This is a genomic window from Streptomyces sp. PTY087I2 (genome assembly GCF_001687325.1).
In the GTDB taxonomy this organism is placed as follows: Bacteria; Actinomycetota; Actinomycetes; order Streptomycetales; family Streptomycetaceae; genus Streptomyces.
Genome location: NZ_LZRD01000009.1, coordinates 156,469 through 175,542 on the forward strand (window position 1 = coordinate 156,469; position 19,074 = coordinate 175,542).

Consider the following 19,074-nt stretch of genomic DNA (forward strand, 5'->3'; position numbering starts at 1 on the left):
CGTCACCCTGGGCTCGCCCGCTAGCCGGTCGCTAGAGGCCCGGTGGAAGTCGCCGCCTCCCACAGCCCGCGCAACGACTCCCGAGGTTCGCGGACCGCGTGCCAGCCCAGCAGCCGTGCGGCCTCCACGGGACCGGCCGGCCCGCCTTCCACGCCCGCCAGGCCGCCGGGCGGCGCTTCGCCGGGTGCGGGGAGCCGCTCCGCCACGCGCGCGGGCACGCCGCTGATCCGGATCAGCAGGTCGAGGAGGTGGCGTACCTCGACGGGACGACCGGTGGCCAGGTCGAGGGACCGGCCCCGTAGCGTTCCGGCCGTGGCGGGGTGCGCCGCGGCGACCACCGCTTCGGCCGCGTCCCGCACGTCCAGGAACTCACGGCGTTCGCGCAGGGCGAGCGCCGTCACGGTCACCTCCTCGCCCGTCCGCGCGGCGTGGGCGAGCTGTGCGCCGACGCGGCCCAGGAAGCTCCCCTCGGGTGTGCCGGGGCCCAGCAGGTTCGGCAGGCGCAGCACGGTGCCGCCCGCCGCCAGGACGCGGGCCGATGCGGCGGCCTTGGTCCGCCCGTAAGCGGTCGCCGCCCGGTGTTCGTGCACGCTGCCGAGCTGGACGAAGTGGGCCCCCGGGACCCCCAGGGCAGCGAGGACGCGGGACACCGCGGTCTCGTTGGAGGCCGCCATCTCCGCCTCGTCCACGCCCCACACCGCCCCGGCGGCGTTGACCACCGTGTCCGACGCCACCGCGGCCAGCTCGGCGGCGAGCCGGGCCGGCTCCGCGCGCACCAGGTCGACGGCGCGGGTGATCACGCCCGGCTCCTCCCGACCGCTCCGCGTCCAGCCGTGGACCTCCCAGCCCCGGGCCAGGAACGCGGCGCACACATGGCGGCCGACGAAACCGCTGCTGCCGAGGACGAGAACGCGCGCTGCCGGAGCGGAGCGGGACATGGCGGGGCCTCCTGGAGGAGCTGCGACGGGTGCTGCCGGGCCCGGCAGCCTTCCAGGGCGGCCTGTAGTCCGGCTCGAGCGGGGCGCGTGAGGCTGCGTCCAGCACTGTCCAGAGGCACTGTCACGAGGAGCAGACCAGGATGCCGACACAGCAGACGTCCCCGCCCACGTCTTCCCGTACCTCCCGGCAGGGGTCCGTCCAGCGGGCCTCCCGCACCGATTCCGTCATCGCGTCCGCCGGGCTCGCGAAGACCGCCGCAGAGCACGCGACGGCGGCCGAGCGGGACCGCCGGCTCGCTCCGGAGGTCGTGCGGGCCATGCTGGACGCGGGGTTCGCACGTCACTTCGTGCCGCGTCGGCACGGCGGCGACGCCGGAACCTTCGAAGCGGTGGTCCGGGCCGTCGCCACGGTCGGCGAAGGCTGCACCTCGGCCGCTTGGGCTGCTTCGCTGACCGCCTCCCTCGGCCGGATGGCGGCCTACCTTCCCGAAGCCGGCCAGCGGCGGGTGTGGGCCGACGGCCCGGACGCCCTGATCGTGGGCGCCCTCATGCCGCTCGGCCGGGCCCGCCGTGAGGGGAACGGCTGGCGGATCAGCGGAACCTGGCCCTACGTCAGCGTCGTCGACCACGCGGACTGGGCTCTGGTGTGCGCGATGACCGCGGGGGAGCGTCCGGTGGCCCGCTTCTTCGCCGTGCCACGGGGCAGCTGGCGCACCGAGGACACCTGGTCCTCGGTGGGTATGCGGGGCACCGGCAGCAATACGCTCCATGTCGAGGACGCCCTGGTGGCCGACGAGCTGACCTTCACGAGGGAGGCGATCGCCGCGGGTGTCGCCGACAACGCGGAGGCGCCGTGCCACCGGGTGCCTCTCAAGGCCGTCAACGGCCTGTGTTTCGCCGCTCCTGTGCTGGGCGCCGCGCGGGCGGCGCTGGCAGCCTGGCGCGAAGGGACCGCGCCCCGCCACACCTCCGTCTCCGGCGGTCTGGACAGCTCCGCGGCCGAGGTTCTCGGCCGTGCGGCGGGGGAGACGGACCTGGCGGCGCTGCTCCTGGAGTCGACGGCCCGTGTGGCCGACACGGGCCGGGTCACCGACCTCGAGGTGGCGCGCAGCGGCCGGGACTGCGCACTGGCCGCCGAGCTGGCCACGGCCGCCGTCGACCGGCTCTTCGCCTCCGCCGGGACGCGGGCGCACCAGGAGGCTTCACCGCTCCAGCGTCACTGGCGGGACGCGCACTCGGCGGCCGGCCACGTCGTTCTCGGGTTCGCCCCCGCGGCCGAGGCGTACGCCCGCGTACTTCAGCACGGCACGTGAGCCGCTGAGCGTCGGATCACGGACGCCGTACGTCTCAGCCGGCCGCTTCGTCCGCGTCGCCCCGGCACGACGTGCTCGCGCCGCCGCACGGATCGGCTGCCGGGCTCTGCGCCTTAGCCGTCTTCTGCGTGCGGCCGCGGGCCGCGGCGCCCTTCCGCCCGCGCAGCAGGCGTCGGGGGCCGGGACCTTCCTCGCCGAGTTCGTCGTACGGGTTGGTCAGCGGACAGTCGCTCACCGACAGGCAGCCGCAGCCGATGCAGTCCTCCAAGCCGTCGCGCAGCGCGCGGAGTTGTTCGATCCGCTCGTCGAGTTCGGCACGCCAGCGCTGCGAGAGCCGGGCCCAGTCGGCCCGGTTGGGCGTGCGGCCCTCGGGCAGGGCGGCGAGCGCCTCGCTCACCGTGCTCAGCGGGATGCCCATCCGCTGGGCCACCCGGATCACCGAGATGCGACGCAGCGTGTCCCGGGTGTAGCGGCGCTGGTTGCCAGGGGTGCGGCGGCTCGTGATGAGCCCTTTGGACTCGTAGAAATGCAGCGCCGTGACCGCGACGCCACTGCGCGCCGACAGTTGTCCGACGGTGAGTTCGGTGACGTTGTACGCGGGTCGGGCGACGCTCATCTCAGCCGGCCTTCTCCAGTGCCCGGTGGAACTGCTCGACGGAAGGAACGCCGGTGGCGACCCGGACTCCGTCGACGAAGACGGTCGGCACTCCGGTGACTCCACGGCGCACGGCGGCTGCCTCGTCCTCGCGGACCTCGGCGGCGTACATGTCTCCCGACAGGACCCGTGCGACGTCGTCGGGGTCGAGGCCGGCGACGGTCGCGGTGTGCGTCAGGACGTCGTGGTCCGCCACGTTCTGCTGTTCCTGGAGGTAGACGCGGAACAGGTCGTTCTTCAGCCGGTGTGCGAGGCCGCTCCCGGCCGCGAGATGCACCAGGCGCTGGGCGTCGAAGGAGTTGACGGGACGGACGCCGCTGAGCCGGATGTCCAGGCCCTCGGCCTCGCCGAGAGTGCGGATCTTCTCGAACAGCTCGACCGTCTCGCCGTCCTTGAGCCCGAGGTTCTCCCGCATCATCTCGCCGAGCGTAGCACCGGGTGTGCGTGGCTGATCGGGGCGGAGTTCGAAGCTGCGCCAGATGACCTCGACGTCGTCACGGCCGACGCGGTCGATCGCTTTGTCGAGCCGGGCCTTGCCGATGTAGCACCACGGGCACATGATGTCGGACCAGATCTCGATCTTCACTGCCACTCTCTCCCCTACTTCAGGACTTTTCCCGACCAGCCTGCAACCTCTAGCGCACTAGAGGTCAAGCGCGGCCGCGCCGGCCCGCCCCACTGGGGCGGGCCGGCGCGGTACCTACCGACATTTCCGGAGGCGACGGTTACTGCACGACCGTCTTCACCAGCGCGATCGGCTGGTCGGGCCAGCAGGCGAGCTGGGCTTCGCCGGGCCAGGAGGCGGGGGTGAAGGTCCAGCTGAAGCCGGGGTCGTCGTGCGAGGTGCCGCCGAAGCGGGTCTCCAGGGTGGTCGGCGTCTCGGGGGCCTGGAGCTCGAAGGTCACCTTCGGCAGGTCGAAGGGGGTGTCGGAGACGTACGGGCCCGCCGCGTGCAGTACCGCCTTGGTGCCGTCCACCTCCAGCGTCGGCGTGCCGGCGTCACCGCCGTCGGCGACGTCGTAGGAGACGACGGTCGCGCCGTCGGGCAGCTTGAACTGCAAGGCCACGTCCTTGACGGACTGGTTGTAGGCGGGGTTCGGCGTGATCGGGTCCGGGTCGAGCGTGAGTTCGAAGGTCGCGCCCGGCGCGACGGTGGCCGGGGCCACGGCGTCGACGTACGTGCTGTACGCGAGACCGGTGGTGGTGCCGACGCGGCAGTCGAAGTACGTCTTCACCGGGGCCGCCGAGGCACTGGAGGTGGCGGCCACCAGCCCGGCGAGGGCCAGCGGGACGGCGATGGCGGCAGTGCGGGCACGGCTGCGCAGAGCGAACATGTGGGTTCCGTTTCTCGTTGGCGGTTCTCCGCCGGGCGGTGCCGGCGGTGCGGACAACTTGGTGGTGTGGGGTGTGGACGGTCCGGCGTCGCGGCGGTGGTCGTCAGGAGACCGCGGTGCGCCAGAATTCGGGGTGATCGCGGTACCAGTCCACGACCGACCCCAGCCCGCTCCCGATCGACCAGCGGGGCGCGTAGCCCAGCTCCTCGCGGATCTTGGAGTCGTCGATCGCGTAGCGGAAGTCGTGTCCGGGCCGGTCCTCGACATGGCGCACCATGTCCCAGTCGGCGCCCAGGAGTTCGAGCAGGCGGCCGGTCATGTCGCGGTTGCTCAGCCCGCTGCCGCCACCGATGTTGTAGATCTCGCCGGCCCGGCCCTTGGCGAGCACCAGGTGCAGAGCCCGGCAGTGGTCGTCCACATGCAGCCACTCGCGTACGTTGCCGCCGTCGCCGTACAGCGGAACCGGGCGGCCCGTCAGCAGGCGGGTGACGAAGTTCGGGATGAGCTTCTCGGGATGCTGGTAAGGGCCGTAGTTGTTGGAGCATCGGGTGACGCGCACGTCGAGCCCGTGCGTTCGGTGGTAGGCGCGGGCGACCAGATCGCTGGACGCCTTGGACGCCGCATAGGGCGAGTTGGGCAGGAGCGGGCTGGCCTCGGTCCAGGTGCCGGTCTCCAGCGAGCCGTACACCTCGTCCGTGGAGACATGCAGGACCCGGTCGACGCCGGATTGCAGCGCCGCGTCGAGAATCTGCTGGGTGCCCGTCACATTGGTACGGATGAACTCGCCGGGAGCGGTGACCGAGCGGTCCACATGGGACTCGGCTGCGAAGTGCACGATCGCGTCGTGGCCCGGAACGATCCGGTCCAGCAGGCCCCGGTCGCAGATGTCGCCGTGGACGAACGCGAAGCGCTCGTACTCGGCGGGCAGGTTCTCGCGACGGCCGGCGTAGGTGAGCCGGTCCAGGACCGTGACTCGGACGTCGTCGGACTCGGGATAACTGCCGGCGAGGACCTCGCGGACGTAGTGCGAGCCGATGAAACCGGCGCCGCCGGTCACCAGGATCCTCATGCCGCCACCTCCGCCCGGGTGTGGTCGCCGATGATGAGGCGGCGCCCGGTGGCCGCTCCGCCGCGCACCGCGGCCGAGCGCCCGATGATCGAGCCGGACAGTCCGCGCACGTTCTGGATGGACACCCCTTCCAGGACGATGGAATTGCCGATCCCGGCGCCGTCGAGAACGCAGTCGCGTCCGAGCGCGGTGTACGGGCCCAGGTCGCTGTCGCGCACGACGCTGCCCGCTCCGACGACGAGCGGTCCGACGAGGCGTGAGCGCTCCACGACGGCTCCGGCCTCTATGAGCACCGGTCCTTCGACGGTGCTGCCGGTGTCGACCTCGCCGTGCACGCCGTGGCCGAGCCGGCCGAGCAGCAGCCGGTTGCAGTCGAGCAGGTCGTCCGGGCTGCCGGTGTCCTTCCAGTAGCCGGCGTACTCGGTGGCCACCACCCGCTCGCCGCGCTCCACCAGGTGCTGGACGGCGTCGGTGATCTCCAGCTCGCCGCGGGCGCTCGGCTCGATGGCCCGCACCGCGTCGTGCACCGCGGCGGTGAAGAAGTACACACCGATCACCGCGAGGTCGCTGCGCGGCTGCTGCGGCTTCTCCACCAGCGCGAGCACCTGGCCTTCGGCGCCGACCTCGGCGACGCCGAAGGCCCGCGGGTCGGCCACCTTCGTGAGCAGCAGCTGGGCGGCGGGGCGGTCGGCGCGGAAGGCGCGGGCCGACTCGGCGATGCCCTCGGCGAGGACGTTGTCGCCCAGGTACATCACGAAGTCGTCCTTGCCGAGGAACCCCTCCGCGATGGAGACCGCGTGCGCGAGGCCGAGCGGGGCGTCCTGCTGGAGGTAGGTGATGTTCAGGCCGAACGCGGAGCCGTCCCCGACGACCGTGCGGATCTCCTGGCCGCGATCGCCGACGACGACGGCCACGTCCTCGACACCGATCGCACGCACGTTCTCCAGGCAGTGCGCGAGGATCGGCTTGTTGGCGACGGGCACCAACTGTTTGGGCATGGAATAGGTGAAGGGACGCAACCTGGTCCCCATCCCTCCGGACAGAATCAGCGCCTTCATGGCAACCCTTCACTCATCCCTTTGCCGCGGCATCGGTTACGGCACCGATTCTGGAAAGGCGACCTAGAGGGAGGGTCCACTTCAGCTGGACTCGTCCGGCCGGACTCGTCGGCCGGGGTGTGCGACGTCCGGCACGGCGAAGGGGGCCGGCGGATGCCGGCCCCCTTCGTGGACGGGCGCGCGGGGGATCGCACTCGTCCGTATGAGGGTGCTCGCCCCGGCAGAAGGGCCGGGAGAGCACGTGGTGGCCGCCTGGACCAGGCGGTGTGCGGGATCAGTTCCTGCCCGCGGGCTCCTTGTCGTCCTTGCCGTCCCCGGCGCCGCTGGGTGCGGCGGCAGGTTCGCGGCGCTTCTCCTTCGGGACGGCCGCGAGGATCAGCGCGACGAGGAGCATGACCCCGCTGACCACGAAGACGATCTGCATCGCCTCGGCCATGCCGTGCAGGAACGGCTTGGCCAGGCGCGGGTCGACATGGTCGAGGAAGGAGCTGTCGTCCAGCGGGACGTCTCCCTCACGGGCGCCGAGGAGCACCTTGTTGGCGGCCTGCCCGGTCACCGAAGGGTCGTTGACGGCCGCCGTGTACGCGGGGTCGGAGGCCGCGTCGCGGTAGGAGGCGGCCACCTTCTCGCTGACCGCGCCGAAGAACATCGACAGGAAGACCGCGATGCCCGCCGTACCGCCGATCTGGCGGAAGAAAGTGAACGAGCCCATGCCCGCGCCCATGTACTGCGGCGAGACGCCTGTCTGGATCGCGATCAGCATGACCTGCCAGCACAGCCCGATGCCGAAGCCCATCAGCCCGGCGGCGATACCGGTCTGCCACAGGGAGGTGTCCTCGGTCAGCGTGCCGAACCAGAAGGTCGCGACGACCATCAGAACGAGGCCGGAGAGCAGGACGATCTTGTAGCGGCCGGTCTTCGTGACGAACGGGCCCGCGACGCGGCCCGCGACGACGATGCCGAGGGTCTGGGGCAGCATCATCAGACCGGCCTGGGTGGGCGACAGGCCCTTGACCATCTGGAGATAGAGCGGCAGCACCGACAGCGCACCGAACACGGCCGCGCCGACGAGGACGTTGACGCCGTTGTACACGGAGAAGAGCGGGTTGCGGAACATCGGCGTGGGCAGCAGTGCCGCACTGCCTGCCCGCTTCTGCGCCAGTAGGAACATCACCAGTCCGAGCAGTCCCAGGGCGAACAGGGCGAGCGTCCCGCCCGCGCCCCAGCCCCACTTCGGGCCCTGCTCCACCGCGAAGAGCAGCGGCACCAGGCAGACGACCAGCGCGAGCAGTCCCGCGATGTCGAACTTGTGCTGGACGCGGTTGGGCTGGGTGCGCACCATCGAGGCGATGATCAGCGCGGCCGCCAGTCCGATCGGCACGTTGATGTAGAACGCCCAGCGCCAGCCGGACGCGCCGAGGAAGCTGTCGAGACCGGCGAAGAAGCCGCCGGCCACGGGCCCGATGACGGCCGAGACGCCGAAGACCGCGCCGAACCACGCCTGGTAGCGGGTGCGTTCGGTGAGCGGCACCAGGTCGGTGAGGATCGCGAAGGCAAGGCTCATCAGGCCGCCCGCGCCGATGCCCTGGATACCGCGGAACACCGCGAGGAGGGTCATGGACGAGGCGAGGGCGCACAGCACCGAGCCGAGCACGAAGATCGCGACGGCGGTGCAGTAGACGGGCCGGCGGCCGTAGATGTCGGAGAGCTTGCCGTACAGCGCCGTCGTGATCACCGACGTGATCATGTACGAGGTGTTCGCCCAGGACTGCTGCGAAAGGCCGTTGAGGTCGTCCGCGATGGTGCGCAGGGCGGCGGAGATGATCGTCTGGTCGAGCGCGGCCATGAACAGGCCGAGCAGCAACCCCGTCATGATCAGCCGGATCCTGCGCCGGTCCACCGCGTCGGCACCGGAACCGGACGCCGGGGCGCCCGGCTTCGCTGTGTCTGTCATCGGGAGTTTCTTCCTTCGGGATACGGAGGCGGAGAGGGAAGCGGTGCGCCCACAGGTTCGGTACCTGCACGAACGGGAGCCCGTGGGCAGGTTCCGGCCGCTGCGTCCGGACCAGGATGAAACCTCCAGTGCGCTAGAGGTCAAGGGGGAGTGTGTGCCGCCCGGCTAGGGCCTGGCTCAAACGCTCCTAGGACCTTTCGCCGGCTCCCGGCCCGGCGGCCCCGGTGTTTCCAGCACCGCTCCAGAGGCGCTCGACCCGGACTCCCTAGCGTCCGCGGGCATGAGATTCCTTTTTGTGTCCGGAGGAAGCGCGGGAGCCGTCTTCCCCATCACCCCGCTGGCGCTGGCGGCTCGCAACGCCGGCCACGAAGTGATCGTCGGCGCCACGGAGAACGTGATGCCGCTGGTCGCGGCGACCGGCCTGCCCGGCGCTCCGATCACCTCGCGCACCATGTTCGACTTCATGCAGCGCGACCGGCACGGCAGTCCGCTGGAGATCCCCAAGGACCCGCACGAGCGCAATCTGTTCAACGGCCGGGGCATGGCCCGCCTCGCGCTCGGCAGCATGGAGGGCCTGGTTCCGCTGGTCGAGTGCTGGCAGCCGGACGTCCTGGTCGCCGGGGCGCTCTCGTACGCCGCTCCGCTGCTGGCCCACCGATTCGGTCTGCCATGGGTGCGGCACGCCCTCAACATGGGCGAGCCGTCCATCATCGACCTGTCCGCCGCCGCCGAACTCGCCCCGGAGCTGGAGGAGATGGGCCTGTCCGCCCTACCTGCCCCGGACATGTACGTGGAGATCTGCCCGCCGGGAGCCCGGCGACCGGACGCCGGGCCGGCACAGTTCATGCAGTACGTGCCGTTCAACACCCAGCGTGCGCTCGAACCCTGGATGTACACCAGGGGAGAGCGGCCACGCGTCCTGGTCTCGGCGGGAAGCCGCATCAACGCCGACTACGAGGCTGACGCACTGTCCGCGCTGGTCGAGAAGGTCGCGGGCCTCGACGTGGATCTCCTCATCGCCGCTCCGCAGGAGATGGCGGACGCCTTGGGCGATCTGCCGGACAACGTGCGCGCCGGCTGGCTTCCGCTCGACGTGGTCCTGCGGACCTGCGACCTGCTGGTGCACCGGGCCGGCGGCAACACGATGCTGCACGCGATCGTGTGTGGCGTTCCCCAGCTGGTGATCCCGGCCATGCCCAAGCAGGTCGGCATGTCCGAGCGGCTCGCCGAGTACGGTGCCGCGATCATGCTGACGGCCGGTCAGGACGACTCGCCGGAGAACGTGGCCAAGGCCTGCCGTGAACTGCTGGAGGACCCGTCGTACCGGGCCAGGACCGACGAGCTGAGCAAGGAGATCGCGGCGCTGCCCACCCCGCACGACGTGACGGTGGCGATCGCCGAGCTGGTTCGCACCCGCGGGCGACTGTGAATCCGGCATCCCCGAATACATGAGGAATGCACTGGTGAGTGATCATCAGGTGTTCGCACAATCCAGTCGGGCTGCATCACGGCACCTTCGAGCCGCACCTGCCCGCTCGGATCTCGTGGAAGGAACCTCATGCACACTGCCCTCATCGACGACCCGTCATGGGCCGGCGTCCTCACGCCGGACCCCGGGGCCTCGGCCACTTTGACGATCGAGGACCTGGACTCGGCCCCCGGTGACACGTCGGCCCTCTTCACCCTCTGCGTGCTGGCTCCCGAGCCGGCCGAGATCGTCGCGGCCTGACAGCCGCGGTGCGGGAACAGGCGGGGCCGGTGCCCGGCGGCGGCACACCGAGGATCGGCTGGCGCGCCCATCTGCGGAGCGTCGTCGTGCCGGGCGAGGCCGTGTACCTGGTCTCCGACCGGGGCGTCCGCGCCGTGCGCGGCCCGGCGGCCGAAGCACTGGCCCCGCTGCTCGACGGCACCCGCACACCCGAGGAGGTGCTGCGGCTCGCCGCCGGGAACGCCGCGGTGTCCGCCGACGAACTGCGCCGCCCGCTCTCCGAGCTCTGGGCCGCCGGTCTGCTGCGCGCCCGCTCCCCGGAGGCGCCACCGTCGTCCGACTCCTCGGCCGATGCCTTCTGGGACCTGACCGGCGCCGCGCCGCCGACCGGGCCGGCCGTACGGCTCGTGGTGCTCGGTGGCCCGGTCGGTCACGCGCAGGCGGCAGCCGCCTGTACCGAGTCCGGGCTCACCGTCGCACCCTCCGACGCGGCGGAGGCCGAGGTCACCCTGGTGCTCTGCGCCGACTACCTGGAACCGCGTCTCGCCGACATCGACGCCCGCCTGCGCGCGGCGGGCCGCCCCTGGATCCTCGCCAAGCCCGGCGGCCCCGCACCGTGGACCGGCCCGGTGTTCCGTCCCGGCGACGGCCCCTGCTGGCACTGCCTCGCCGAGCGTCTGCGGCTCCACCGCGGATCCGAGGAGCCCCTCAACCGTGCTCTGGGCAGTACCGGTCCGGTCGACAGGCCCGACGCCTCGCTCGCCGCGAGCCGCGCGCTGGGCCTGCACACCGCTGTACTGGAGACCGCCAGGTACCTGGCCGGCACGCCGGGTCCGGCACACGACTCCGTGCACGTCCTGGATGCCCTCACGCTCACGGCCGAGCAGCATCCGGTGGTCCGCCGCCCCCAGTGTCCGGCCTGCGGCGACCCCGGGCTGGTCGGCGCCCTGGTGCGCGCGCCCTTCGTCACCGAGCCACGCCCCAAGGCCGCGGCGGGCGGTGGCAACGGCCACCGGTCCATGACGCCCCGCCAGATGCTGGAGTCCTACGGTCACCTGGTGAGCCCGGTCACCGGCGTCGTGCGTGAGGTGCTGCGCGACCCGCGCAGCCCGGACTTCACCCACAGCTACCTGTCCGGTCACAACCCGGCGCTGCGGGCGCAGACCCTGGCCGGGCACACCGCCGGCCTGCGCGCACTCAGCGGCGGCAAGGGCCTCACTTCCGAGGAGGCCCGGGTCAGCGCGCTGTGCGAGGCCGTGGAGCGCTACAGCGGCACTCGGCACGGCGACGAGCCGGTGGTCCGCGACAGCCTGCGCTCGCTCGGGGCGGCCGCTGTGCACCCGGACGCCGTCCGGCTGCATGACGCCAGGCAGCTGCGTGACCGGGACGCCTGGAACGCCGCCCGCTCGCCCTTCCAGTACGTCGGTCTCCCGTTCGACGAGGACGCGGTGCTCGACTGGACCCCGGTCTGGTCCCTGACCGAGGGCCGGCAGCGGCTGCTGCCCACGTCGCTGCTCTACTACGACCCCGACCCCGCGGCCCCGCTGCGCGCGGACTCCAACGGCAACGCCGCCGGGTCCAGCCTCGAGGACGCCTTCGTCCAGGGCTTCCTGGAACTGGTGGAGCGCGACGCGGTCGCCCTGTGGTGGTACAACCGCACCCTCGCGCCCGCCCTCGACCTCGACGCCTTCGCCGCCTCGGGCGAGGACTGGATCGAGCCGCTGCGTGCCGGTTACCGTTCCGTCGGCCGCGAGGTCTGGGCTCTCGACCTGACCTCCGACTTCGGCATCCCGGTGGTCGCCGCCCTCTCCCGGCGCACCGAAGGGGCCGCCGAGGACGTGCTGTTCGGCTTCGGCGCCCACCTGGACCCGCGCGTCGCGGTGCGCCGTGCGCTCACCGAGATGGGCCAGCTGCTGCCCGCGGTCATCGGAGCCTGCCCGGACGGCACCGGCTACACGGTGGACGATCCGCAGGCCCTGTCCTGGTGGCGTACGGCCGTCGTCGCCGACCAGCCCCATCTGCTGCCCGACCCGAAGGTCCGGCCGACCGTCCCCGGCGATCACGAGCTCCGGTTCCGGGACGATCTGGCCGAGGACGTGGCGGCTCTCACGGAGCTCGCCGCGGAGCGCCGTCTCGATGTCCTGGTCCTGGACCAGACTCGTCCCGATATTGGGCTTCCCGTAGTAAAAGTGATCATTCCGGGCATGCGCCACTTCTGGCCACGATTCGCGCCGGGACGCCTCTTCGACGTGCCGGTCGCTCTCGGGAGACTCGCCGAACCCACTGCGTACGAGCACCTCAATCCGGTGCCGCTCTTTATGTGACCTCAGTCTCTTCCGCAGTGACCTTCGGGGATCTGACCTGGGATTATCGCGACGCCTGTGGCCCGAGGGCCGTCGACGGCGCCGGGGCTGCCGCCCGTCGGACGCCCCGGACCGGACCTCCGGACGCCATCGAATACCCCTGCTATTCGGCCAAGCGCGATGCTATTTCCTCGTCAGGACGAGGGCCCTTCGAGCGATGATCGGCATGCCCCGTTGTCCCGGCCACCGCCGGGGTGGCCGCCAGGTGTGCCCATCGCCCTCTCGCGGAGGAGTCGTCGCGTCCGATGAACTCACGTGAACAGCACCTCGACGAACCGGACGATCCTGCCCTGAACCTCTCCGGCGAGGACTCCGGCCTGCCCGCCCCCCGGCTGGCACACGCGGTCCTCGTGGCGGTGATGACTGGATATTCGCTGGTCACCGCGGTGAACATCGTCGGTCGCCGACTGGCACCGGTAGAGGACTTCGTGGCCTTCACCTCGCTGCTCGCCGTATTCGGTCTCCAGATCGTGCACTCCCGGCCGGCAGCCCGGCAGAGCGCGTACTGGCATCGAGTGACCACCCTCCTTCTGCAAGGCGTCTTCTGTTTCGTGCCGCTCGCGCTCTTCGGCATCGCCTGGGGCGCGATGAGCGGTTTCCTGGCCGGCTCCGTGCTTCTGCTGCTTCCCGGCCGGGCCGCCTGGCCGCTGTACGGCGTGATCGGCCTCTGCCTCTTCGCGTACTCGGCGCTCAAGGGCGACAGTGTGCTCGACAGTGTCTATGCGATGGAGGCCACGCTCGTCACCGGGCTCGTGGTGTTCGGGCTGAGCACCCTCACCGGCCTGGTGACCCGGCTGCACGCGCACCGCGCCGACCTGGCGCGGCTCGCCGTGGCCAGCGAGCGGGTGCGCTTCTCCCAGGACCTGCACGACCTGCTCGGCTACAACCTGTCCGCGATCACGCTCAAGACCGAGCTGGTCCGCCGCCTCGTGCCGGACATGCCCGAAGCCGCCCGGAACGAGACCGAGTCCGTCCTCGCGCTGTCCCGTCAGTCGCTCGCCGACGTGCGCAAGGTCGCCACCGGTTATCGCGACATGTCCTTGGCCGAGGAGGCGGCGGTCACCCGCTCGATGCTGGAGTCGGTCGGCATAGCGGTGGAGACCGACATCGGTGTGGGGCCGCTCCCGCCGGAGATCGACACGGTTCTCGCCACGGTGCTCCGCGAGGGTGTCACCAACGCGCTGCGGCACAGTCTCGTCCAGCACTGCACCATCCGGTGCCGGGAGCAGGACGGCACGGTCACGCTCAGCCTCGCCAACGACGGCGTGGACTCCGCCGTGGCGGCCCAAGGGCCGCGGCGGGTGGCCGACCCCGGAGGCAGCGGTCTGGGCAATCTCACCCACCGGCTGTCCCGCATCGGCGGCAGCCTCACCACTCACCTGCGCGACGACGGCTGGTTCGAGGTGGTGGCCCGCGGTCCGGTCGACCCGCACTCCGCCGGTCCGTGCGAAGGGCCGGCGGAGACCACGCGGAAGTAAAAAACTGTACTGTGAAACGGTCGGAATGCCGGGGGGGATCGACCGCAGTGATACGCATATTGCTGGCCGAGGACATGGACCTCGTCCGAGGAGCGCTCGTTGCGCTCCTGGGCTTGGAGGACGACCTCGAAGTGGTCGCGGAGGTCGAGCGCGGTGACAAGATCCTGTCGGCCGCGCTGGAGGCCCGACCCGATGTGGCGATCATCGACATCGGGCTTCCCGTGCTCGACGGTCTGTCGGCGGCAGCCCTCCTCGCCGAGGAACTGCCGGGCTGCCGCGTGCTCATCCTGACCAGCCTCACCCGTCCGGGCGTGCTGCGCCGGGCGCTGGACGTCAAGGTTTCCGGCTTTCTGCCGAAGGACGCCTCGCCGCAGGAGCTCGCCGAGGCGGTGCGCCGCATCATGGCGGGCCACCGGGCCATCGATCCCCAGCTCGCGCTGGCGGCCTGGGACAGTGCCGAAACCCCGCTCACCGACCGCGAGATGGAGGTGCTGCGTCTCACCGCCGAGGGCGACGAGGTCCCGGAGATCGCCTCCCGGCTGCACCTGTCCACCGGGACCGTGCGGAACTACCTGACCTCGGTCGTCACCAAGCTGAACGCCCGCAACCGCGTGGACGCGGTGCGCATCGCCCACGAATCCGGCTGGTTGGTCTGAGCCTCAGGAGCCGGTGCGCAGCAGATGACGCCCGGCGTCGCGAGGCTCCAGCTCCGGCTCTCCGGACAGCACCGCCCGGTGCAGCCGCTGAAGGCGCTGCGACGGCTCCACACCGAGCTCCTCGATGAGTGTCCGGCGCAGCTGCTGGAAAACCTCCAGCGCCCGCCACACGTCGCCCGACCGGTACAGCGCCGTCATGAGCTGGGCGGCCAGGTTCTCGTTCATCGGGTGGCGTGCGACCAGCATCCTCAGCTCGGCGAGGAGCGAGGCGTGCCGGCCGAGCAGCAGATCCGCCTCGATGCGCTGTTCGAGCACGCGGGTGCGTTGCTCGTCCAGGCCGAGTACCTCCACGCCGAGCACGAGTCCGACCGGCACGTCCACCAGAGCCGGTCCACGCCACAGCCCCAGCGCCCGCTCCAGCATCACGGACGCGGCGTGCGCGTCGCCCGTCTCCAGCGCGACCGAGCCGCGAGCCGCGAGCGACTGGAACTCACGCATGTCACTCTCCTCCGGGCGGACCGAGAGCCGGTAGCCGCCGAAGCAGGTGGTCAGGAGGTCCTTGGCGTCACCGGTCTGCTCGGATCCACCGCCCGCGGGCCCGGTGCGCAGCGCGGACGTCACCTTCCTGCGCAGGTGGAGGATGTACGTCTGCAACGTGGTGGCGGCGCTCTTGGGAATCGCGTCTCCCCAGATCTCCTCCATCAGCGTCGGTACGGTCACGACCCGCTCCGCTCTGATGGCCAGCAGCGCCAGCAGCTGGCGCGGCTTTCCCGCACTCGGCACGATCGACTGCCCGTTCAGCCGGACGGTGAGCGGCCCAAGAATCCCGATGTCCATGACACTCCCCCAGTGATTCGGCGTGTAAGGAACTGACCCGCGGTGTCTCCGTCGACCATGACACGCCTCCTCAACGGCACCTAGTGTCACGCTCATCGATCGAAATGTGACCAGCTCACTCGAGCAGGACACGAGGAGGGGCCGAGGTCGGTACGCCTGGGAATCCAAGCCTCCGGCAGCCTCGGCCCGCTGGAACGGGTCGTCCGCACCTGCCCCGTCGCATCGCCGAACCCATGGAACGTCTCGGCGCCAAGAGTCGTTTTTCAGGCGGGCTGCCCGATGAGCGCGGTGGTCCCGGACCCCGATTCCGTACGATCCGGAGCTGTTTCGCCACCTCCGGGGGTCGCGTCCCGGGGTCACCAGGCACACTCCATACGTAAACAGTCGAGCCACGAAGGACTCAGGCATGATCACGTTGACGAAGGAAGACGGCCCGGCGGACCTGGGCGGGGTGACCCACCTGTCCATCGGGGTGTCCTGGGACCCGACCGTCGGCAGCAGCGGCGGTCTGATGGGGAAGATCAAGCAGAAGGCCGGCACGGACCTCGACCTGATCGCCATCGCGCTCCAGGGCGGGGACCCGGTGCGGCTGGCCGGTCTTGACTCCCTGGACCCGATGGGCAACGGCTCGCTGGTGCACAGCGGCGACAATCAGACGGGGCACGGGGACGGTGACGACGAGACGGTGACCGTCGAGTTCGCCAGGATTCCTTCGAACATCACGTCGATCGTCTTCATCGCCGCCGCGTACAAGAAGCGCAGCGCGTTCAAGAACGCGCGCAACATCAGCTTCAAGGTGTACGACGCGACGGGCGGCAGCTCGCAGCAGGTCGCCGACATCTGGCCGAGCATGCTCACCCAGGACAACGGCGTCGCCGTGGCCAAGGCGATCCGCGAGGGCGCGGGCTGGAAGCTTCAGGTGATCAACGAGACCGGGAAGATCAAGCAGGGCGACGAGCAGGCCCTGATGCGCTTCGCCGTGAGCCGATAGTTGTCGGCGGGTACGCGCGAACGCGGCCGGGGAAACCGCTCAGGCGGTCTCCCCGGCCGCGTTCGTTCTGTCGGCCTGCCGGCCGGTCAGGGCCGGTCGTCGCGGCCCGGGGTGCCCCCCTCGCCGGACTCGGCCTCGGCCTGCTTGGCCTTGACCTCCGGGTCGAGGTCGGCGCGCGGGCTGCCGTCGACCGAGCTGAGCGGCGAGCGCTCGTCGCCCACCTCGGTGGCGACGGGCGGCTCGACCAGCCAGTCCGGGTTGGCCTGCTTGTCCCACCAGCGCCAGGCGGCATAGGCGCCGCCCGCCAGGACGCCCAGCACCAGGAACCCCTTCGCGGCCCGGCCGGCCTTGGCCCGCCGCCGGTGCTTACGGGCCAGCTTCTGGATCTCCTTGGCCGTCACCTGGGTACGCAGCGCCGCCAGGGCGGCCGCGCTGCGGGCCGACGCCTGCTCGGCGACCGGCAGGGCCACCGCCCGGGCCTGCTCGACGCGGGGCGCGGTGTAGTCGGCGGCGCTCCGGGCGGCCTTCCGGGTGGAGACCGCGGCGCGGTGCGCGGCCTCGTCGACCCGGGGCGGCACGTGCGTACGGGCCTGTTCGATGCGCGGTGCGAGATGGGACGCGTACTGGACGCGGGCCTGCCGGGCCGCCTTCGTCACCTTGGGCGCGAGCCGTACGCGCGCCTCGTGTGCGTAGTGGGCCGCCTGCTCCTTGGCCGTGTCGGCGTAGGGCGCCACCACTTCCGCGGCGTGCTGCGCGCTGTCCTTCGCCGAGTCGGTTGCGGCGCGCACGCTGTCGATGCGGGTCACGAGATCCTCCTCCTTGGTGGCGGGTAGGTACTCCGCCTGTCCGCCCAGTCCAGAATCATGCCTGTTGGGTCCATCCCCGGCATGCGGGACGGGCATCCGGGTCATGATCGCCATTTGCGGTCAAAACGGTCCATGTGAAGTGTGCCGACGACAATGCCATGGTTCGGCGGTGAACGCGCCGGTTCGCCCGGCATCCGGCCGTACGTTTCCCGGTCCGTGGGAGGATCTCCGGACGTCAGCGAAGGATTTGACGGCAGACGAGGGAAGAAGAGGAAGGCAGACCGTGGCCGAGCAGCTTTACGCCACCTTGAAGACCAATCGGGGCGACATCGAGATCCGGCTGCTGCCGTTCCACGCGCCCAAGACGGTGAAGAACTTTGTGGAACTGGCCACGGGGCAGCGTGAGTGGGTCAACCCGGAGACCGGCGAGACCACCACGGACCCGCTGTACGACGGCACCGTCTTCCACCGCGTCATCAGCGGTTTCATGATCCAGGGCGGCGATCCGCTGGGCAACGGCACGGGCGGCCCCGGCTACAAGTTCGCCGACGAGTTCCACCCGGAGCTGGCCTTCACCAAGCCGTATCTGCTGGCCATGGCGAACGCGGGGCCGGGCACGAACGGCTCGCAGTTCTTCCTGACGGTCTCGCCGACCGCCTGGCTGACCGGCAAGCACACGATCTTCGGCGAGGTGGCGGACGACGCGGGGCGCAAGGTCGTCGACGCCATCGCGGCCACGCAGACCAACCCGCGCACCGACCGTCCGCTCCAGGACGTGGTCATCGAGTCCGTGGTCGTCGAGACCCGCTGACGGACCGCGGACAACCCAAAGGCAATCCCTCCGGGAACCAACCGCCCCGCCCGTCCGTAGTCATACAGAGCGGACGAGCGGGGCGGCCCTGTCCGTGCCGCCGCCCGAGCGACGACGGACGAGGACCGAGAGGCAGGCCAGGACCGATGCACCAGCAGCCGCCGGGAGACCGTGCCGCCGCGGGAAGCGGTGTGCCGACGCCGACCTGCTACCGCCATCCCGACCGCGAGACCGGCATCAGCTGTACGCGCTGCGAGCGGCCGGTCTGCCCCGAGTGCATGGTCAGCGCCTCGGTCGGCTTCCAGTGCCCCGACTGCGTACGCCAGGGTTCGGGCACCGGGCACCACCCGGCGGCCAGCCGGCCGCGGACGCTGGCGGGCGGCACGGTGGCCGCCGATCCGCGCCTGGTCACCAAGATCCTGCTCGGTATCAATCTGGCCGTCTTCCTCCTGGTCACCGTCCGCCCCGGGCTGGTGGGCGATCTGACGCTGCTCGGCCGGGCGTGGGACCCGAGCCCGCCGCCGGGGTCCATCGAAGGGGTCGCCGAGGGGCAGTGGTACCGCCTGGTGACCTCGATGTTCCTGCACCAGGAAGTGGTGCACATCGGGTTCAACATGCTGGGGCTCTGGTGGCTCGGCGGACAGCTGGAGGCGGCGCTCGGCCGGTCCCGCTATCTCGCCCTCTATCTGCTGTCCGGGTTCGCCGGCAGCGCGCTGACCTATCTGATCGCCGCGCAGAACCAGCCCTCGCTGGGTGCCTCCGGCGCGGTTTACGGCCTCTTCGGCGCGACCGCCGTCCTGATGCGCCGCATGAACTACGACATGCGCCCGGTGCTCGTGCTGCTGGCGCTGAACCTGGTCTTCACCTTCACCTGGGGCGGTATCGCCTGGGAGGCGCACGTCGGCGGTCTGATCGCGGGCGTCGCCATCGCCGTCGGCATGGTCCACGCCCCGCGCGAGCGGCGTACGGCGGTGCAGACCGGCACCTGTGCGCTCGTCCTGCTGGTGTCCCTCGGGATCGTCGTCGCCCGGACGATCGCGCTCACCTGATCGCGCTCACCTGAGCGGAATGGTCGGCGAGGAGGGATCTCCACCCCCAGGCTG

Annotated in this window: 18 protein-coding genes; 9 read left to right on the forward strand and 9 right to left on the reverse strand. The window is 71.1% G+C overall.

What is annotated here, in order from left to right; genetic code table 11:
* Positions 1-20: 20 nt before the first annotated feature.
* Positions 21-938 (reverse strand): NAD(P)-dependent oxidoreductase, encoded by a 918-nt coding sequence (locus tag A3Q37_RS12030; protein WP_065482219.1) that lies wholly within the window; start codon positions 936-938, stop codon positions 21-23.
* Positions 939-1,078: 140 nt separating this feature from the next.
* On the opposite strand from A3Q37_RS12030, the gene A3Q37_RS12035 reads away from it, so the two are divergent.
* Entirely contained in the window at positions 1,079-2,251 is a 1,173-nt protein-coding gene (locus A3Q37_RS12035; protein WP_065482221.1) for an acyl-CoA dehydrogenase family protein, read from the forward strand.
* A 34-nt stretch (positions 2,252-2,285) separates the two neighbouring features.
* Here A3Q37_RS12035 and soxR read toward each other — a convergent pair whose 3' ends face one another.
* From soxR to A3Q37_RS12065, 6 genes are all read right to left on the reverse strand, one after another.
* Positions 2,286-2,867: a redox-sensitive transcriptional activator SoxR gene (soxR, locus tag A3Q37_RS12040; protein ID WP_079137758.1), complete on the reverse strand. Its 582-nt coding sequence runs from the start codon at positions 2,865-2,867 to the stop codon at positions 2,286-2,288.
* A gap of 1 nt (position 2,868) precedes the next feature.
* Positions 2,869-3,498: a DsbA family oxidoreductase gene (locus A3Q37_RS12045; protein WP_141693562.1), complete on the reverse strand. Its 630-nt coding sequence runs from the start codon at positions 3,496-3,498 to the stop codon at positions 2,869-2,871.
* A 133-nt stretch (positions 3,499-3,631) separates the two neighbouring features.
* The gene (locus A3Q37_RS12050) at positions 3,632-4,240 is read right to left on the reverse strand and encodes a hypothetical protein (protein ID WP_065482226.1); all 609 of its coding nucleotides are present in this window, start codon (positions 4,238-4,240) and stop codon (positions 3,632-3,634) included.
* A 103-nt stretch (positions 4,241-4,343) separates the two neighbouring features.
* Positions 4,344-5,309 carry a dTDP-glucose 4,6-dehydratase gene (gene rfbB, locus A3Q37_RS12055; RefSeq protein ID WP_065482228.1) on the reverse strand — a complete coding sequence of 322 codons (966 nt, stop codon included), beginning with the start codon at positions 5,307-5,309 and terminating at the stop codon, positions 4,344-4,346.
* The gene (locus A3Q37_RS12060) at positions 5,306-6,367 is read right to left on the reverse strand and encodes a glucose-1-phosphate thymidylyltransferase (protein ID WP_065482230.1); all 1,062 of its coding nucleotides are present in this window, start codon (positions 6,365-6,367) and stop codon (positions 5,306-5,308) included. Before A3Q37_RS12060 ends, rfbB begins: the two co-directional genes overlap by 4 nt.
* 274 nt (positions 6,368-6,641) lie before the next feature.
* Positions 6,642-8,321 (reverse strand): MDR family MFS transporter, encoded by a 1,680-nt coding sequence (locus tag A3Q37_RS12065; RefSeq protein ID WP_065482232.1) that lies wholly within the window; start codon positions 8,319-8,321, stop codon positions 6,642-6,644.
* Positions 8,322-8,601: 280 nt separating this feature from the next.
* Here A3Q37_RS12065 and A3Q37_RS12070 point away from each other — a divergent pair, with 280 nt between their 5' ends.
* The 5 genes from A3Q37_RS12070 (at position 8,602) to A3Q37_RS12085 (ending at position 14,526) form a co-directional block, all read left to right on the forward strand.
* A complete protein-coding gene (locus A3Q37_RS12070; RefSeq protein WP_065482234.1) occupies positions 8,602-9,750 on the forward strand; it encodes a glycosyltransferase in 1,149 nt (382 codons plus the stop codon).
* A gap of 129 nt (positions 9,751-9,879) precedes the next feature.
* Positions 9,880-10,050, forward strand: a complete 171-nt coding sequence (locus A3Q37_RS37215; RefSeq protein WP_162603949.1) for a hypothetical protein — start codon at positions 9,880-9,882, stop codon at positions 10,048-10,050.
* Positions 10,051-10,058: 8 nt separating this feature from the next.
* A complete protein-coding gene (locus A3Q37_RS12075) occupies positions 10,059-12,353 on the forward strand; it encodes a TOMM precursor leader peptide-binding protein (protein ID WP_255311787.1) in 2,295 nt (764 codons plus the stop codon).
* Positions 12,354-12,637: 284 nt separating this feature from the next.
* On the forward strand, positions 12,638-13,870 hold the full coding sequence (locus A3Q37_RS12080) for a sensor histidine kinase (protein WP_065482240.1): 1,233 nt from the start codon (positions 12,638-12,640) through the stop codon (positions 13,868-13,870).
* A 47-nt stretch (positions 13,871-13,917) separates the two neighbouring features.
* Complete coding sequence (locus tag A3Q37_RS12085; RefSeq protein WP_079137759.1) at positions 13,918-14,526, forward strand: LuxR C-terminal-related transcriptional regulator; 609 nt, start codon at positions 13,918-13,920, stop codon at positions 14,524-14,526.
* 3 nt (positions 14,527-14,529) lie between these two features.
* Here A3Q37_RS12085 and A3Q37_RS12090 read toward each other — a convergent pair whose 3' ends face one another.
* Positions 14,530-15,363: an AfsR/SARP family transcriptional regulator gene (locus A3Q37_RS12090; RefSeq protein ID WP_065482244.1), complete on the reverse strand. Its 834-nt coding sequence runs from the start codon at positions 15,361-15,363 to the stop codon at positions 14,530-14,532.
* 406 nt (positions 15,364-15,769) lie between these two features.
* Between A3Q37_RS12090 and A3Q37_RS12095 the strand changes: the two genes are divergently transcribed.
* A complete protein-coding gene (locus tag A3Q37_RS12095) occupies positions 15,770-16,354 on the forward strand; it encodes a TerD family protein (protein ID WP_065482252.1) in 585 nt (194 codons plus the stop codon).
* Positions 16,355-16,440: 86 nt separating this feature from the next.
* On the opposite strand, the gene A3Q37_RS12100 is transcribed toward A3Q37_RS12095, so the two are convergent.
* Positions 16,441-17,160 (reverse strand): DUF5324 family protein, encoded by a 720-nt coding sequence (locus A3Q37_RS12100; RefSeq protein ID WP_065482257.1) that lies wholly within the window; start codon positions 17,158-17,160, stop codon positions 16,441-16,443.
* 283 nt (positions 17,161-17,443) lie between these two features.
* Between A3Q37_RS12100 and A3Q37_RS12105 the strand changes: the two genes are divergently transcribed.
* Entirely contained in the window at positions 17,444-17,971 is a 528-nt protein-coding gene (locus A3Q37_RS12105; protein ID WP_065482265.1) for a peptidylprolyl isomerase, read from the forward strand.
* Between the two features lie 146 nt (positions 17,972-18,117).
* The gene (locus A3Q37_RS12110; RefSeq protein WP_065482273.1) at positions 18,118-19,020 is read left to right on the forward strand and encodes a rhomboid family intramembrane serine protease; all 903 of its coding nucleotides are present in this window, start codon (positions 18,118-18,120) and stop codon (positions 19,018-19,020) included.
* Positions 19,021-19,074 lie beyond the last annotated feature (54 nt).